Raw genomic sequence first — 15,207 nt, forward strand, 5'->3', positions numbered from 1 at the left:
TCCGCTAGGAGTGGGAAACGCTTCTGAGCCGGTTGAGTGCCGCGCGCACATCGCACGTCTGTGATGCATCTTTTCCCAGACGTGCCGAGAGAAGCGGATAGAGGTTTGCTAGCGTATTGAGTGCGTCTTCCGCTTGCCCCAATGACTCTTGCAGTAGGCCGAGGTACGCGTGCACTTGGAGTCGCAACACCTCAGAAAAATCGTACTGGTCGAGCTCTAAGGCGAGATCCCTGTAGGCGGCGATGGCTTGTTCCTGGTTCCCAAGGCGCATGTCGCAATAGGCGGCTTGAGCCCGGCATTCCACCGCGTCGTGTGCATGTTCAGGCCCAGCAGCGGCCAGTTCTGAGGTGAGCTCCTTGTACAGAGGTAGAGCTTGCCCGAAGAATCCGCTATCGAAGAGGGCAAGGGCTTGACCCATGCGCGTCTTCGCCGACACCCCTTGATTGGAGGGGCCCTGGCTGGTTGCTCCGCCCAGGAGTTGCCGCTGTGGCTCCGGCTGCGTAGCAGCCGCTGGGGAAGGACAATATGATGCGAGTTGGTCGAGGACGACACGGGCAGTAGCGGGGCGGTCGGAAACGTCCTTAGCGAGCAGATTCATGACCAGTTCGGCAACTTCCAGTGGAATGTCTGGTCTTAAATCCCGGATCGGTACAGGCCTGCGGTAGCGGTGCCCGTCCATGACGATCGCATAGTCACCCGTGAAAGGGGGCTCCCCGGTGAGCATTTCATATAGGACGCAGCCCAGGGCGTAGAGATCGGTTTGGGGAACGATGATGCCTCCAAATTGCTCTGGTGCCATATAGGCGACCGTTCCCATCAGTTGGCCGGCTTGGGTTAGGCGAGGGTTTGCGGCACCAAAGACCGCTGCCACACCGAGGTCGAGAACTTTCACCTTTAAGGCATCGGTCAGCATGATGTTGGCTGGTTTCAGGTCTCGGTGGATGACGGGGTCCGCGTGCAGACAGTCGAAAACCTCAGCGATCTGAAGCGCTACCGAATGAGCCCTCGCCACGGGCAGGCGCCCGTCTTCGTGCAGGACCCGGCCCAGGTCTTGGCCTAGTACCAGTTCCCAGACCATGTACAGGTCTTTCGGGCTACCGCGCAGTTGCGCGTCGAGGAGTACAGGGATGTTGGGGTGGCTGAAGCGGGCGCCCAGTTCTGCCTCTCGGCAGAATCGGGCGGCGATGTCGTCAGGCTTGAGGCCATTGGCGGACCCGGTGAGCCGCTCTGGGTTAATCACCTTTATGGCTACGGCGCGTTTCAGCTGCAGGTCCCAGGCTTGGTAGACCTGTCCCATGGTCCCCTGTCCGATGAGGTTGCGTAGCTCATAGCGGTCGTCGATGGGCCCCACGTCAGGCGCCACCGTCATGTCCTACTTGGGGCATGAGGCGTGCTGCAATGTCGGCGAGTGTCCCCTCACCAGGCACAGCCCAACGGGCGGGGCCTTGGACCGCGACGGGGGAATCGGTCCACTCGGCTTCGCGCCAGATATGCATGACCAGTCCGCTGGGTGAATAGGCCTGTTGGTCCACTTCCCAGATCAGGGGGCGCTTTCGGTCGTTGATCCACGTAGCGAGGTAACGGGCGGGATCTTCGCTCAGCCATTCACCAATGGCTTGCTCTTCCACTGGATTGCCGGGACGGTAGACGAGGCGAGTTCCGTCTGCGATACGGCCGTGCTCGACGAGGACCGAGACGCTGTTGGGACGCCTTGAGCGGGTGGGTCGAATGGTCAGGTGTTGTGCGCCGGTGAGCGCTCGCGTGACTGATTCCGCGAGGGCTCGGCACTTGTATGCGTCCGTGAACACACTAGCCAAGAACAGTTGCCGTCCGAATAGCTGCTCCACCGATGAGGCCAGGAGGATAACGGTCTCCTTGGTCCATTCCTCGACCCACGCCTCGCGCTCGCCCGAAGTCGGATCCCACTCCTCAAGGGTCTCCAAGCCTATGGTTTGAAAGACAAGGTGGGCGACCAGAAGGTCGCCGTGCTCGACTACCTCACGCACCCACGGCGACACAGACGCCGTGAAGGCGACACTGGCGAGTACATTCTGCACCTGCCGCCGCAGCAGCACCGATTGCCATATCTGCTGAACACTGGGGGGCCTGCCGAACAGGCGGGTATACGCACCGTCTGGGGAAGGACGCCAAATGTACTCGGGGTCGGCACTCGTCCGCGCAACCAACGAGGTGTCTGGGTGGGCGCAGACGAGAGCAAGGGCCGCTTCCTGTACGGAGCAGCCGACGCTCGGTACGGGGGCTGCAGCACCCTTCTTGTAGACGTAGTTCTTGTTCAGTTGGACGGCGAAGTCATCCCGAATAAGCCGCTGCTGCCGGTCGAGCGCGACCCTGTCCAGCGGGTCTGACTGCTTCTCGTCCTCGGAGACTTGGGTGAGCCGGGAGACCAGGCTTTCTGGAGCGTCGTCCACACAAATGACGCGCAATGAGACAAGCGCATCCTTTGCAGTTTCGGGGTTCTGCGTTACCGCATGAGCTACGGATGCGACGGTCTGTGCTCCGTTGATGACGCGGGCGTTGATCAAGTCCAGTCGAACGGGTTGCCCTTCCATCCGCCGGGCGAAGTACTGCGCTTCAACTGAGTCACACAGCAGAGTGACACCATTGTTGAAGTACCAGAAGAGGTCAGGTGCGGTGACCAGTTGCGTCATTTCCGCTTGGTTGATCTGGTCCGCGCCGCGCTGACGTAGAGGCGGAGCCAGAAGGCGAGCGCCGTGGCTTTCGTACCATGCGGCGACTTCACCTGCAGTAACGCTTCCAATGTACGCCGGATATGGCGTGTGGATCGCGTGCCAACCTTCCGTCAAAGTCGCTGTGACCTTCACCGGGACCGGGGCGGTGTGGAGGCGGGCTGCGGAATAGAAGTCGGCCAGGCCCAGCGTGTGTACCTTGACCCGGGTGCGGCCGTCGAAGCCAAACTCCTCCCCTACCCGGGCCAGGCGCTCTTCAGCCTGCCTGGCGAGATGGCCGTCCCCAGCCAACGCCGCTGCCAGATGCACCGTGCAGTGCGGTGAGCTCAAGGCGTCATCGATCCGGCTGAGCAGACGACGGATGCTGGGGTTGGCTCCGCTGTAACGGTGGTCTGCTAGGCGTCCTAGTGCCGCGACCAGTTGGAGGGCATTCTGCTCTGTCAGGATCACCTTGCCTTTGTCACTCCATTTCGCCTGGACGAACCAGATGTCGGAGCCGTTTGCAGAGAAGGCGACGGCGTCGATTCCGTGGTCGTCGGCGCCGTCCGTCACAGTGGCTGCAGCCGCCTCAGGACTGCAGCCGGTGAGGATGACGACCGCTTGAGCCGCCAGAGCACGCGAAAGGAGCACTGTACTCAGCGCGTGCGCAGAGACATGTGCAACGTCGCCCATGTCGATCAGGGAAGCGAATGTACGCGTGAGGTAGTCACGCAGGAACCGCATCTGGACCGGCATCGCTCCAGCAGCGTTCTCCATGTAGGCCCTTTCTCTCCAGCAATGCCTTCATCCGCAACCCGTTACGGCTGTTCGTATGCGTACTCCACAGTCAGAGGACTCGCTACGACACATCGCGTGACGGCGCTGGTCGCCGGCAGATCGACCGTCATACGTGCGTACCCACACATCCACGCAGCACTGCCCGCCGGACCATGCCGGGCATCCAGGGCGGCTATCAAATCCCGGACACCTGTGCCGCTCAGATCGGTGCTCGGCGCGGGAACGCCAGTCTCCGTAGAATCATGCTGGAGAGACAATGCCCTCACGACCTGTCCAGCAGTAGTAAGGAAGGTTGTCCCAATGCTGGAACCGCCGTCGATCCCCTCAAGCGGCAGCCCCTCGACAGTTACTGGGGTGTATCCCATCAGATGTCGGGCGGAACCATGGAGCAGCAGCCGACAGCCTGTTGCACGTTCGTACTCTGGCTCTTCCCCCGGTACGGGATCGGCGAAGAGCACCATGTGCTGATACTCGCCTCGCAGGGTGACGCAGCGCAACGGTGCCTCGAACCACACCCACTGCCCAGGACGCAGATTCGGCTGTGTAAACCACAGCGCCTGCTTGTCCAAGTGCTTGTCTACCTGCTGCAGATGCTGCAGCCGGGCGCGTTCGCCATCAGCCGCAGGCGCCTCGACGTCCACGCCTCCCACCGGAGTGTTCAGGCGGATGGCACCGGTCCGGGAGAAACGCCGCGGCTCCGGAAGGAACTGACGCAGCTTTCCATCTGACAGATACAAAAACTCACGCAATTCTGCCCCCCGATATCATCCCGGACACACCTATCCTGCAACCACGCTCCACGTGGTTCGCCCGCCGCGTACCTTCCTTGAGCTTGGAGCGCTGGATCGAGCGCCCAGCCCTGCGCTTCAGCTGATCAGTCTCTCTTATGGAGTGCGTTGGTCAAGCGTGATTCCCGAAGTCGGTCGAGCTGTCCATCATCACGGGGGACCGCCAGGTTGCTCCGGCGCGGGTGATCGAGGCCGTGCTGAACGCGCGGTCGACGCATGCACAGCGTATCGAGTTGCCGTGGGCTCCCAGAGAGCAACTCGGTCTCGCCAGAGCACCGAGCGCGAGAGCCGCCTCGCATCGCATCGGAGTGAACGGGCCGCCGATTATGCAACCTATGTCAAGACAGCCCAGCACTCGCCAGTCCAGCCCAAGATTGCGAATCGCAGGTCAGCCGGCTCACCTCTCGCAATCTTCAGTCGGACACGACAACCCCGGCCCGCCCGGCCGAAGCACCCCGGACCGCCGACCGGAGGGGGCGGCACCCCCGCACCCCGATCGACGAATCGGTTAACAGAAGGTCAAGACTTCCCCTGGTACGACATCCGTCGGAATAGTCGCCCGGGGAAACAGGTTCGAGCTACACGTACCCCTGCCGTGCACTCTCTCCCCCTCCCCGGAGGCCCCAAGCAATGTCGATGTCGACGACCCAACCTCGCGACATACGCGGAGTCGTCCCCGTACTCGCCTTCTCCGGCATCGTCGTCGCGGTGATGCAGACCCTGCTCGTCCCGGTCATCAAGGACCTGCCCGAGCTGCTGAGCACCTCGCCGTCGAACGCCACCTGGGTCATGACCTCGACCCTGCTCGCGGGCGCCGTCTCCACCCCGATCATGGGTCGGCTCGGCGACCTCTACGGCAAGCGGAAGATGCTGCTCAGCAGCCTTGCCGTGATGGTCGTCGGCTCGCTGGTCTGCGGCTTCACCGACAACCTGATCGTGATGATCGTGGGCCGCGCGCTGCAGGGCTTCGCCATGGGCGCCATCCCGCTCGGCATCGGCCTGATGCGCGACGAGCTGCCCCGCGAGAAGCTGGCCTCCGCGATGGCCCTGATGAGCTCCTCCATCGGCGTCGGCGGCGGCCTCGCCCTGCCCGTCGCCGCGCTCACCGCGCAGCACGCCGACTGGCACGCCCTCTTCTTCGGCGCGGCGGGCCTCGGCGTCGTCTCGATCCTGCTCACGCTCGTCTTCGTGCCCGAGAGCCCGGTCCGCGCCGAGGGCACCTTCGACGTGCTCGGCGCCCTCGGCCTCTCCGCGGGCCTGGTCCTCTTCCTGCTGCCGATCACCAAGGGCAGCGACTGGGGCTGGAGCTCGCCGCTCACGCTCGGCCTGTTCGCCGCCGCCGCGCTCGTCCTGCTCCTGTGGGGCGTGATGGAGCTGCGCATGAAGGCCCCGCTGGTGGACCTGCGCACCACGGCCCGCCGCTCGGTCCTCTTCACCAACCTCGCCTCGATCATGGTCGGCGTCGCGTTCTACGCCGTCTCGCTGGTGCTGCCCCAGCTGCTGCAGCTGCCGAAGGCGACCGGCTACGGCCTGGGCCAGTCGATGGTCGTGGCCGGCCTGTGCGTGATGCCGCTCGGCCTGACGATGATGTTCACCGCCCCCGTCTACGCCCGTCTGTCGGCGAAGTACGGCCCCAAGGTCACCCTCATCCTCGGCATGCTGATCATCGCGATCGGCTACGGCGCGGGCCTCGGCCTGATGAGCGCCGCCTGGCAGACCGTCGTCATCGCGGTGCTCCTGGGCGCGGGCATCGGCCTCGCCTACTCCTCGCTGCCCGCCCTCATCATCGGCTCGGTCGACCCGTCCGAGACGGGCGCGGCCAACGGCCTCAACACCCTGATGCGGTCGATCGGCACCTCGGTGTCCAGCGCCGTGATCGGCATGGTCCTCGCCAACACCGCCGACCACGTCGGCGGGGTCGCGGTGCCCACCATGCACGGCTTCCGCGTCTCGTTCCTGATCGCCGCGGGCGCGGTCGTCATCGGCCTGCTCTTCGCCCTCATGCTCCCCTCCGCGCGGCGCCGGGCGAGCACGCACACCCAGCTGCGGGCCAGCAGCGAGGAGGACGCCAACCTGGAGCGCGCGGTCCAGGTGCTCGCGGGCTTCCACGGCCAGGTGCACGGCGCGGACGGCGCGCCGGTCGCGCGGGCCAAGGTCACGCTGATCGACCGCCGCGGCAAGCAGGCGGGCGCCGCCCTCACCGACGACGAGGGCCGCTACGCCCTCGCCGTCCCGGCCGACGGCTCCTACGTGCTGGCGGCCACCGCGACGGGCCACGCGCCGCGGGCCTCGGCGGCGGCCTACCACGGGGACGACCGGCCGGTGCGGATCGACCTGGCCCTCACCGGCTCGCAGGACGAGACCGACGTCCCGGCCTGACCTCCGCCCGACCCCGTAGGACAGGCCGGTCCCGCAGGACAGACCGGCCCCGCAGGGCGGGCTGGCCCCGCAGGGCGGGCTGGCCCCCGCAGGACACACCTGCCACCCCCGTAGGACACGCCGGCCCGCCCCGCGCGGACGGCGCCGCGCCACCCGCGCGGGACGCCCTGCGCCACCCCCGTCACCCCGGTGCCGGGGGTGGCGTGCATCATGGGGCGCCCACCCCCACCCGCGCACGACCCGGAGGAAGCCATGGCCGCCGCGCCCAAGCCGGAGATTCTCGCCGCCTTCGAGGCCGCCAAGGGCTTCATGCCGCGCGAGGAGGGGCTCGCCCTGTACGCGGCCGCGGCGGAGGCCGCCGCGCTCGGCCTGCCGCTCCTGGAGGTCGGCACGTACTGCGGGCGCTCCACGATCCTGCTCGCGGACGCCGCCCGGCAGGCCGGGGTCACCGCGATCACCGTCGACCACCACCGCGGCAGCGAGGAACAGCAGCCCGGCTGGGAGTACCACGACCCGCAGACGGTGGACCCCGAGGTCGGCCGGATGGACACGCTGCCCACCTTCCGCCGCACGCTGCACAAGGCGGGCCTGGAGGACCACGTGATCGCGGTGGTCGGGCGCTCGCCGCAGGTCGCCAAGGCGTGGGGCGGCGCGCTCGGCCTCGTCTTCGTCGACGGCGGGCACACCGACGAGCACGCCACCGCCGACTACGAGGGGTGGGCGCCGCACGTCGCCGAGGGCGGACTGCTCGTCATCCACGACGTGTTCCCCGACCCGGTCGACATCATGACCGGGCAGGCGCCGTACCGCGTGTACCTCAGGGCACTCCGGTCCGGCGCGTTCACCGAGGTCTCCGCGGTGGACTCGCTGCGCGTGCTGCGGCGAACGGGAGCGGGGATCTGACCCCGCCGATAGGCTCGCCCTCGTGTCGTACGTAGGTCCGGAATTCGATCCCTCCCAGCCCCCGAGGCGCAGCATCGGCCGTCCGCTGACGGTGGCCGTCGCGGCGCTGGTGCCGACGTGTCTGGCGGGCTGGCTCGTCTACCAGGCGACCAGCGGGCCGGGCGGGGAGGGCCCCGCGCGCTCGCTGCCCGCCTCGCCGAGCGCGTCCGCCGGGTCGGACCGGCCGTCCGCCTCCTCCTCGTCCTCCCCGTCGGGCAGCGACGAGCCCGGCGAGGACAAGGGGGACGAAAAGGATGAAGACGACAAGGGCGGCAAGGGCCGGGGCGACGACGACAACGATTCGACTACGAAGCCGCCCGCCGGCCGCCCCGCCGCGAGCGGCCCCCTCAAGGGCAAGGTCGTCGTGATCGACCCCGGCCACAACGCGGGCAACTTCCGGCACGCCACGGAGATCAACCGCCTGGTCGACATCGGCACGAACCGCAAGGAGTGCGACACGACCGGCACGTCCACCAACGACGGTTATACCGAGGCGAAGTTCACCCTGGACGTCTCCCGCAGGCTGCGCACCCTGCTCCAAGCGCAGGGCGCCACCGTCACGTTGACCCAGGACGGCGACCGCCCCTGGGGTCCGTGCGTGGACGAGCGCGCCCGGATCGGCAACAAGGCGCACGCCGACGCGGTGGTCTCCGTCCACGCCGACGGCTCGGGCGCGGGCAACCGCGGCTTCCACGTGATCATGCCCGCGAAGGTGCGGTCCGGCGGGGCCGACACCTCCGGAATCGTCGCCCCCTCCAAGGAGTTGGGCGAACGCATCGCGGGGAACTTCGTGAGCGCGACCGGCAGCCGCCCCTCGAACTACATCGGAAAGGGCACCGGACTCGACACCCGCTCGGACCTCGGGGGCCTCAATCTCTCCACCGTCCCCAAGGTTTTCATCGAGTGCGGCAACATGCGGGACGCGAAGGACGCGGCCCGGCTGACGAGCGGCGCGTGGCGGCAGAAGGCGGCTCAGGGCATTTCTGAGGGAATCGCGGGATTCCTGCGCGGATAGCGCGGACACGTCTTCGTTTCGAAGCGTGGACGTCTTTATCCCGAGCAGACACCCCACGGGTCCGGACGATATTGTCCTCCCTACGATGAGGGGCCACCCCCGCGCTTCGCGCACCGCGACACGAACGCGACTACGGCGACAGCGACGCCTCCACAGACGAGACGACTGACGAAGGACCTGAAGTGAATTTCCGATCCCTCACTCGAGGCGACGGCGTGGTGATCGGAGCAGCGGTGTTGCTCTTCATTGCCTCGTTCCTCGACACCCTTGACGCCGATGGCGGCGACAGCTCGAAGCTGCCGAACGCCTGGGAAAACGGCAACCTGCTGCTCAGCGTGTACCTGCTCGGCATCATCGGTGCCGTGCTCATCGTCGTGGGCCGGGCCCTGCCGCAGCAGCGCAAGGTCGTGGGCCTGGACCTCGGTCAGCTCGGGGTGGCCTTCACCATCGCCGCCGCGTGGAGCTCGCTCGGCGCGATCTTCGACACCGACCAGTCCTACGGCTTCTTCTTCGAAAGCACCCTCGGCGCCCGCGGAGACTCCCCCGACGCCGGTGTCGGCCTCATCCTCGGTCTGATCGGCGCCCTGGTGCTTGCCGCCGGCGCGGTCGCGACCCTGGTCGTCCCCGCCCTCAAGGCCCCGCTCATGGGTGCCCCCCGGCCCGCCGCGCCGCAGCCCTACGGCGGTCAGCCGCAGGGTGGCTACGGCTACCCGGGCGCCGGCGCGGGCCAGCCGCAGCCGGGCGCCCCGTACGGCGGCGGCCAGCCGCAGGGCGGTCAGCCCTTCGGCGGCGCGCAGCCGCAGCCGCAGGGCGGGCACACCCCGCCGCCGGCCCAGGCGCAGCCGGCCGGCGACTTCTCCCCGTTCTGGTTCGCCGTGCCGGTGCCGCGTCCGCTGTACGCGGAGGACGGCTCGCCCACGCCGATCGCCGAACTGGCGCCCGGCACCTGGTACCTGGCCGTCGAGCAGCGCGGCCCCGGCCTGGTGGCCCAGACGCAGGACGGCCGTCGTGGCGTGCTGCAGGACACCACGGGGATCCAGCGCGGCTGATCCCCCGCACGCGCGGTACCGCGGCCCCTCGCCCTTCCGGGCGGGGGGCCGTTGTCGTACAGTCGCCACCCGACGGGAACTGACAGACCGTCAGAACTTCGGCGACTGGGAGGGCACATGCGGCTCGGGCTCGCACTCGGCTACTGGGGGCGCGGCCCCGACCCCGGCCACGTCGCCCTCGCCCAGGAGGCCGAACGGCTCGGCTACGACTCGGTGTGGACCGCGGAGGCCTGGGGGTCGGACGCCTTCACGCCGCTGACCTGGATCGCCGCGCAGACCTCCCGGATCCGGCTCGGCACCGCCGTGGCGCAGATGGCCGCGCGCTCCCCGGTCACCACCGCCATGCACGCGCTCACCCTCGACCACCTCTCCGGCGGCCGGACGATGCTGGGCCTCGGCCTGTCCGGACCCCAGGTGGTGGAGGGCTGGTACGGGCGGCCGTTCCCGAGGTCGCCGCTGACCGCGACGCGCGAGTACGTCGAGGTGATCCGGCAGGTCCTGCGGCGCGAGGGACCGGTGGAGCTGGCGGGCCGCTTCCACGCCCACCCCTATGCCGGCGAGGACGGCACCGGTCTCGGCAAACCGCTCAAGCCGATCACCCACCCGCTCCGGGCCGACCTGCCGGTGCTGCTCGGCGCCGAGGGCCCCAAGAACATCGCGCAGACGACCCGGATCGCCGACGGCTGGCTGCCGCTGTACTGGTCGCCGCTGCGCACGGACGTGTACGAGGCCTCGCTCGCCGACGCCCCCGAGGACTTCCTGATCGCCCCGATGGCCCGGGCCCGGGTCTGCGACGACGTCGCCGAGGGCCTGCTGCCCGTCAAGGCCATGCTGGGCTTCTACATCGGCGGCATGGGCCACTCCGCGCGCAACTTCCACGCCGACCTGATGGCGCGCATGGGGTACGAGGCCGAGGCCCGGCGGATCCAGGAGCTGTTCCTTGCGGGGCGCAGGCAGGAGGCGGTGCTCGCGGTGCCGGACGCCTTCGCCGACGAGATCTCCCTGGTGGGCCCGCGCGCCCGCATCGCCGAGCGCCTCGACCTGTGGCGCAAGGGACCGGTGACGGACCTCCTGGTGCTGGCCCCGGACCCGCACACCCTGCGGGTCCTGGCCGAGCTCAACTCCTGAGTCCGCGGGGCGCCCGGCTCAGTTCTTGGCCAGCTCCCCGGCCGAGGGCACCTTGTCCTTGACCTCGGCGCCCGCGTCCTTCCCCGCGCTCTTCACGTCGTTGATGATGCCGTCGAAGGAGTTCACGATCGAGTCCGTCGAGTCGCCCTTGCGGAGCTTGGACGGCAGGTCCTTGAGCGCCTCGATGCCGGCGCTCAGCGGCGCCACCGCCTTGGCGAGCGTCGGGTCGCCCTGGGCGTTCTTCGTCGCGGCCTTCAGCCTGTTGTACGTGAACGCCCCCGCGAGACCCGCCTTGATCAGGGCGAACTTGCGGCCGTCCGCACCGCTCTTGAACTTGCCCGCGCGAAACGGCTTCACGATCCACTGGTAGGTCGCGCCCGCGGCGAGCCCCGCGTTGGCGACGAAGCGGGTCTTGGCGAACTTCTGCCGGTCCGCGGAACTGGTGGCGGTCGCCGTGGCCGAACCCGCCTTGTCCTTGTCCTTGTCGGCATCGTCGTCGTTGCAGGCCGTCGCACCGACCAGCAACGTGCAGCAGAGCGTGAGGCAGACTCCGCCGCGGCGGACGGATACGGGGCTGAGCACGGCAGCGGCCTCCAGTCGAGAGCTGAACGGCCCGCGGGAGAGCGCGGTCCTTTCCGCAGCCTCACCCGGCCCGCCCGGCCCCGCCAGCGGGGCGGGCCCGTACGGGTTTCAACGGGGCCCTGCGGGTATCCGGGGCCTATGTCTCCCACACGGCAATCCCACGGCAGCACGGCGGGACGGGTGATAGCGCTCGTCGCCGACATCATGGCCGTCATTCTCGGCCTGTGGATCCTCATGTACCTGCTCGACGCGAACCGCGCCAACGACCTCGTGCAGCTCGTGCACGACGTGGCCCGGTGGCTCGCCGGCTGGTCGCACGACCTGTTCACCTTCGACGAGGAATGGGCCAGGGTCGTCGCGGGCTACGGCCTCGCGGCGATCGTGTACCTCCTGGTGGGCCACGCGCTCGCCGGGCGGCTGCGCCGGTACTGAGCCGCCGACGGACGGCTGCTGCGACGTGCTACCGGGGCGTGTCGCAGCAGTCCGGGTCCAGTCCCCGCGGCAGCCGCTCGCCGGAGAAGACCGCGCACGTCGCCTCGTCGCCGCCGAGCGCCGCCACCGCGAGGAGCAGTGAGCCCGCCGTCCAGGTGGTGAGCTCCTCGGGCCAGCGGGCCTCGTCGTCGAAGACGTACCCCGTCCAGTACAGGCCCGACTCCGCGTCGCGCAGGTGCTGGATGGACTGCAGGATCTCCAGGGCGCGGTCCGACTCCCCGAGGACCCAAAGGGCCAGGGCCAGTTCGGCGCTCTCGCCGCCGGTGACCCACGGGTTGGGCACCACGCAGCGCACGCCGAGGCCCGGCACCACGAAGCGGTCCCAGCCCTCCTCCATGCGGGACTTGGCCTCCGCGCCGGTCAGCGCGCCGCCCAGGACCGGGTAGTACCAGTCCATGGAGTAGTGGTTCTTGTCGAGGAAGCGTTCGGGGTGGCTGCGGATCGCGTGCGCGAGGGCGCCGGTCGCCAACTCCCAGTCGGGCTGCGGCTCCTCGCGCTGGTCGGCGATGGCGAGCGCGCAGCGCAGCGCCTGGTGGATGGAGGAGGAGCCGGTCAGCAGCGCGTCGGCGACCGGGGTGCCGTCCGCCTCCCGCTTCCAGCCGATCTGCCCGCCGGGCTGCTGCAGCGCGAGCACGAACTCGACGGCGGCGGCCACGGCGGGCCACATGCGGTCCAGGAACGCCTCGTCGCCGGTGGAGAGGTAGTGGTGCCAGACGCCGACGGCCAGGTAGGCGCAGAAGTTGGTCTCGCGGCCGCGGTCGGTGATGTCGTGCGGGTCGCCGTCGGCGTACGCGGCGTACCAGGAACCGTCCGGGTTCTGGTGGCGCACCAGCCAGTCGTAGGCGCGCTCGGCGGCCGCGTGCTCGCCCGCCGCGTCCAGCGCCATGGCGGCCTCGGTGTGGTCCCACGGGTCCAGGTGGTGCCCGCGGAACCACGGTATGGCGCCGTCCGCGCGCTGCACGGCGAGGATGCCCCGTACCGTCGCGGCGGCCTGATCGGCCGTCAGGACGCCGGGCAGGACGAGGTGTTCGGTCCGCTCCGGGCTCGTCACTTGGCGGCCGCCGCGGCGTCGGCCGAGGTCACGGGAAGGTGCGGCTTGGTCGCGTACGCCACGAAGCTCTTGCCGACCACCGGGTTGAGCAGCTGCTCGGCGACGCGGGTGGCCAGCGGCTTCTTCATGATGTCCCAGACCAGCAGCTTGTGGTACGCCCGCACGGGCAGCGCCTTGTCGTTGTCGACGCCGAAGGCGCACTTGAGCCACCAGTAGGGCGCGTGCAGCGCGTGCGCGTGGTGGGTGCCGTACGGCTTGAGGCCGGACTCCCGCATCCGGGCGAGGAGTTCGTCGGCCTTGTAGATGCGGATGTGACCGCCCTCGACCTCGTGGTAGGCGTCGCTGAGCGCCCAGCAGACCTTCTCGGGGCCGTAGCGCGGGACGGTGACCGCTATGCGGCCGCCGGGCTTGAGGACGCGCACCATCTCCGCGAGGACCCCCTTGTCGTCGGGGATGTGCTCCATGACCTCGGAGATGATGACGACGTCGAACGACTCGTCGGGGAAGGGCAGATTGAGGGCGTCGCCCTCCATCGCCGTGGCCGTCGCGCCCGCCGGTGCCTCGCCCGCCTCCTTCATCGCGGCGAACCACTTGGCGACCTCGCGGATCTCCTCCGCGTTCTGGTCCAGGGCCACCACCTGCGCGCCGCGCCGGTAGCACTCGAAGGCGTGCCGGCCCGCGCCGCAGCCCAGGTCGAGGACGCGGTCGCCCGCGGCGAGCGGGAAGCGGGTGAAGTCGACGGTCAGCATCAGCGATGGCTCCCGGAGTGCGTCGAGTACGTCGTGGCGGCCGCGGCGCGGCCGGGATCGGTGGCCGCGGCGCGGGCGATGGCCTCGCGGTAGCGCTCGGCCGTGCCCTTGGCGGCCTGCGCCCAGGTGAACTTCGCGAGGACGCGCGCGCGTCCGGCCGCGCCGAGCCGGGCCCGCAGCTCGCCGTCGCCGAGCAGGCGGTTCAGGCCCGCGGCCAGGGCGCCCGCGTCGCCCGGCGGGACCGCGAGGCAGGTCTCGCCGTCGGGGCCGGCGACCTCCGGGATCGCGCCGCCGGTGGTGGCGAGCAGCGGGGTGCCGGTGGCCATCGCCTCGGCCGCGGGCAGCGAGAACCCCTCGTACAGCGAGGGGACGCAGGCGATCTGCGCGGAGCGGACGAGGTCGACGAGCTCGGCGTCGGTGATGCCCTTGACGAACTCGACGGCGCCTTCGAGGCCGTAGCGCTCGATGGCCTGGGCGACGGGTCCGTCCTCGGCGCGCTTGCCGACGACGACGAGGTGGGCGCCGGGGTGGTCGGCGCGGACCTTGGCGAGCGCCTCGACGAGGTGGACGAGGCCCTTGAGGGGGACGTCGGCGCTGGAGGTGGTGACGATCCTGCCGGGCACTTCCGCGACGGCCGGGTCGGGCGAGAAGAGGCCGGTGTCGGCGCCGATGTGGACCACGTCGATGCGGTCGTCGCGGACCCCGAGGTGGTCGATGATCTCCTGGCGGGAGGTGCCGGAGACGGTGAGGACCGAGGGCAGCCGCCGGGCGACGCGCTTCTGCATGCGGGTGAAGGCGTACCAGCGGCGGACGGACGCGCGGCGCTTCCAGTCGGGCGCGGCGTCGAGTTCGAGGCGCCGGTCGACGGTGATCGGGTGGTGGATGGTGGTGACCAGGGGCGCGCCGAGGTCGCCGAGCAGGCCGTAGCCGAGCGTCTGGTTGTCGTGCACGACGTCGAAGTCGCCGCGCCGGGCGCGCAGATGGCGGCGGGCGCGCAGGCTGAAGGTCGCGGGCTCGGGGAAACCGCCGGTCCACATGGTCGCCACTTCGAGGGCGTCGACCCAGTCGCGGTACTCGCCGCGCCCGGGCGTGCGGAAGGGGTCGGGCGAGCGGTACAGGTCCAGGCTGGGCAGCTCGGTGAGCTTGAGTCCTTCGAGGCCCTCGCCCTCGTCGAGGACGGGGTAGGGCTGCGCGCCGATGACTTCGACGCTGTGGCCGAGCCGGGCGAGCTCGCGGGAGAGATGGCGTACGTAGACGCCCTGTCCCCCGCAGAACGGGTTTCCCTTGTACGTGAGGAGGGCGATGCGCAGCGGGCGCTCGCCGCCGCCTCCAGAGCCCTTGCGGGGGCCTGCCTCCATGGCCTCAGCGGTCACTCTCGGCCCCCTTCTTCCTGCAGTTCTCCGCGAGGTTACGCCGGGACGGTAATCTAGAACAAGTTTCAGACTTGATCGTTGAATGATCGCTGAACGCGCTTTGAATCTACCGGCAGGTAGGCGAGGTGTAAGGCCCGGATCAGGTGATTCGCGCCACGACGGGCTCCCTGCCAT

General features: G+C 69.2%; 13 protein-coding genes. 6 read left to right on the forward strand and 7 right to left on the reverse strand.

Annotated features, from left to right (window positions below):
• Positions 1-4 precede the first annotated feature (4 nt).
• From ACFYXE_RS13065 to ACFYXE_RS13075, 3 genes are read right to left on the reverse strand one after another with little or no spacing between them, the layout of a single operon-like run.
• A complete protein-coding gene (locus tag ACFYXE_RS13065; RefSeq protein WP_389311896.1) occupies positions 5-1,363 on the reverse strand; it encodes a protein kinase in 1,359 nt (452 codons plus the stop codon).
• The gene (locus tag ACFYXE_RS13070; protein ID WP_389311898.1) at positions 1,353-3,464 is read right to left on the reverse strand and encodes an AIPR family protein; all 2,112 of its coding nucleotides are present in this window, start codon (positions 3,462-3,464) and stop codon (positions 1,353-1,355) included. Before ACFYXE_RS13070 ends, ACFYXE_RS13065 begins: the two co-directional genes overlap by 11 nt.
• A gap of 41 nt (positions 3,465-3,505) precedes the next feature.
• Entirely contained in the window at positions 3,506-4,234 is a 729-nt protein-coding gene (locus ACFYXE_RS13075) for an SAVMC3_10250 family protein (RefSeq protein WP_389311900.1), read from the reverse strand.
• 669 nt (positions 4,235-4,903) lie between these two features.
• Here ACFYXE_RS13075 and ACFYXE_RS13080 point away from each other — a divergent pair.
• From ACFYXE_RS13080 to ACFYXE_RS13100, 5 genes are all read left to right on the forward strand, one after another.
• Positions 4,904-6,652: an MFS transporter gene (locus ACFYXE_RS13080; RefSeq protein ID WP_389311902.1), complete on the forward strand. Its 1,749-nt coding sequence runs from the start codon at positions 4,904-4,906 to the stop codon at positions 6,650-6,652.
• A gap of 252 nt (positions 6,653-6,904) precedes the next feature.
• Entirely contained in the window at positions 6,905-7,555 is a 651-nt protein-coding gene (locus tag ACFYXE_RS13085) for a class I SAM-dependent methyltransferase (protein ID WP_389312551.1), read from the forward strand.
• A gap of 22 nt (positions 7,556-7,577) precedes the next feature.
• Positions 7,578-8,609: an N-acetylmuramoyl-L-alanine amidase gene (locus tag ACFYXE_RS13090; protein WP_389311904.1), complete on the forward strand. Its 1,032-nt coding sequence runs from the start codon at positions 7,578-7,580 to the stop codon at positions 8,607-8,609.
• A 182-nt stretch (positions 8,610-8,791) separates the two neighbouring features.
• Positions 8,792-9,658 (forward strand): hypothetical protein, encoded by an 867-nt coding sequence (locus tag ACFYXE_RS13095; RefSeq protein ID WP_389311906.1) that lies wholly within the window; start codon positions 8,792-8,794, stop codon positions 9,656-9,658.
• Between the two features lie 117 nt (positions 9,659-9,775).
• Positions 9,776-10,786 carry an LLM class F420-dependent oxidoreductase gene (locus ACFYXE_RS13100; RefSeq protein ID WP_389311908.1) on the forward strand — a complete coding sequence of 337 codons (1,011 nt, stop codon included), beginning with the start codon at positions 9,776-9,778 and terminating at the stop codon, positions 10,784-10,786.
• An 18-nt stretch (positions 10,787-10,804) separates the two neighbouring features.
• On the opposite strand, the gene ACFYXE_RS13105 is transcribed toward ACFYXE_RS13100, so the two are convergent.
• The gene (locus ACFYXE_RS13105; RefSeq protein ID WP_389311910.1) at positions 10,805-11,368 is read right to left on the reverse strand and encodes a hypothetical protein; all 564 of its coding nucleotides are present in this window, start codon (positions 11,366-11,368) and stop codon (positions 10,805-10,807) included.
• A gap of 138 nt (positions 11,369-11,506) precedes the next feature.
• On the opposite strand from ACFYXE_RS13105, the gene ACFYXE_RS13110 reads away from it, so the two are divergent.
• Positions 11,507-11,800, forward strand: coding sequence for a hypothetical protein (locus ACFYXE_RS13110; RefSeq protein ID WP_361175412.1), 294 nt, complete (start codon positions 11,507-11,509; stop codon positions 11,798-11,800).
• Between the two features lie 28 nt (positions 11,801-11,828).
• Here the strand turns inward: ACFYXE_RS13110 and ACFYXE_RS13115 are convergent, their stop codons facing one another.
• From ACFYXE_RS13115 to ACFYXE_RS13125, 3 genes are read right to left on the reverse strand one after another with little or no spacing between them, the layout of a single operon-like run.
• Complete coding sequence (locus tag ACFYXE_RS13115) at positions 11,829-12,911, reverse strand: prenyltransferase/squalene oxidase repeat-containing protein (RefSeq protein WP_361175415.1); 1,083 nt, start codon at positions 12,909-12,911, stop codon at positions 11,829-11,831.
• A complete protein-coding gene (locus ACFYXE_RS13120) occupies positions 12,908-13,660 on the reverse strand; it encodes a class I SAM-dependent methyltransferase (RefSeq protein ID WP_361175418.1) in 753 nt (250 codons plus the stop codon). The genes ACFYXE_RS13115 and ACFYXE_RS13120 overlap by 4 nt, the downstream gene beginning before the upstream one ends.
• Positions 13,660-15,033 carry a glycosyltransferase family 4 protein gene (locus ACFYXE_RS13125; RefSeq protein ID WP_389311913.1) on the reverse strand — a complete coding sequence of 458 codons (1,374 nt, stop codon included), beginning with the start codon at positions 15,031-15,033 and terminating at the stop codon, positions 13,660-13,662. Before ACFYXE_RS13125 ends, ACFYXE_RS13120 begins: the two co-directional genes overlap by 1 nt.
• Positions 15,034-15,207: the final 174 nt, after the last annotated feature.

The sequence above is a fragment of the Streptomyces sp. NPDC002564 genome (assembly GCF_042889645.1).
In the GTDB taxonomy this organism is placed as follows: Bacteria; Actinomycetota; Actinomycetes; order Streptomycetales; family Streptomycetaceae; genus Streptomyces.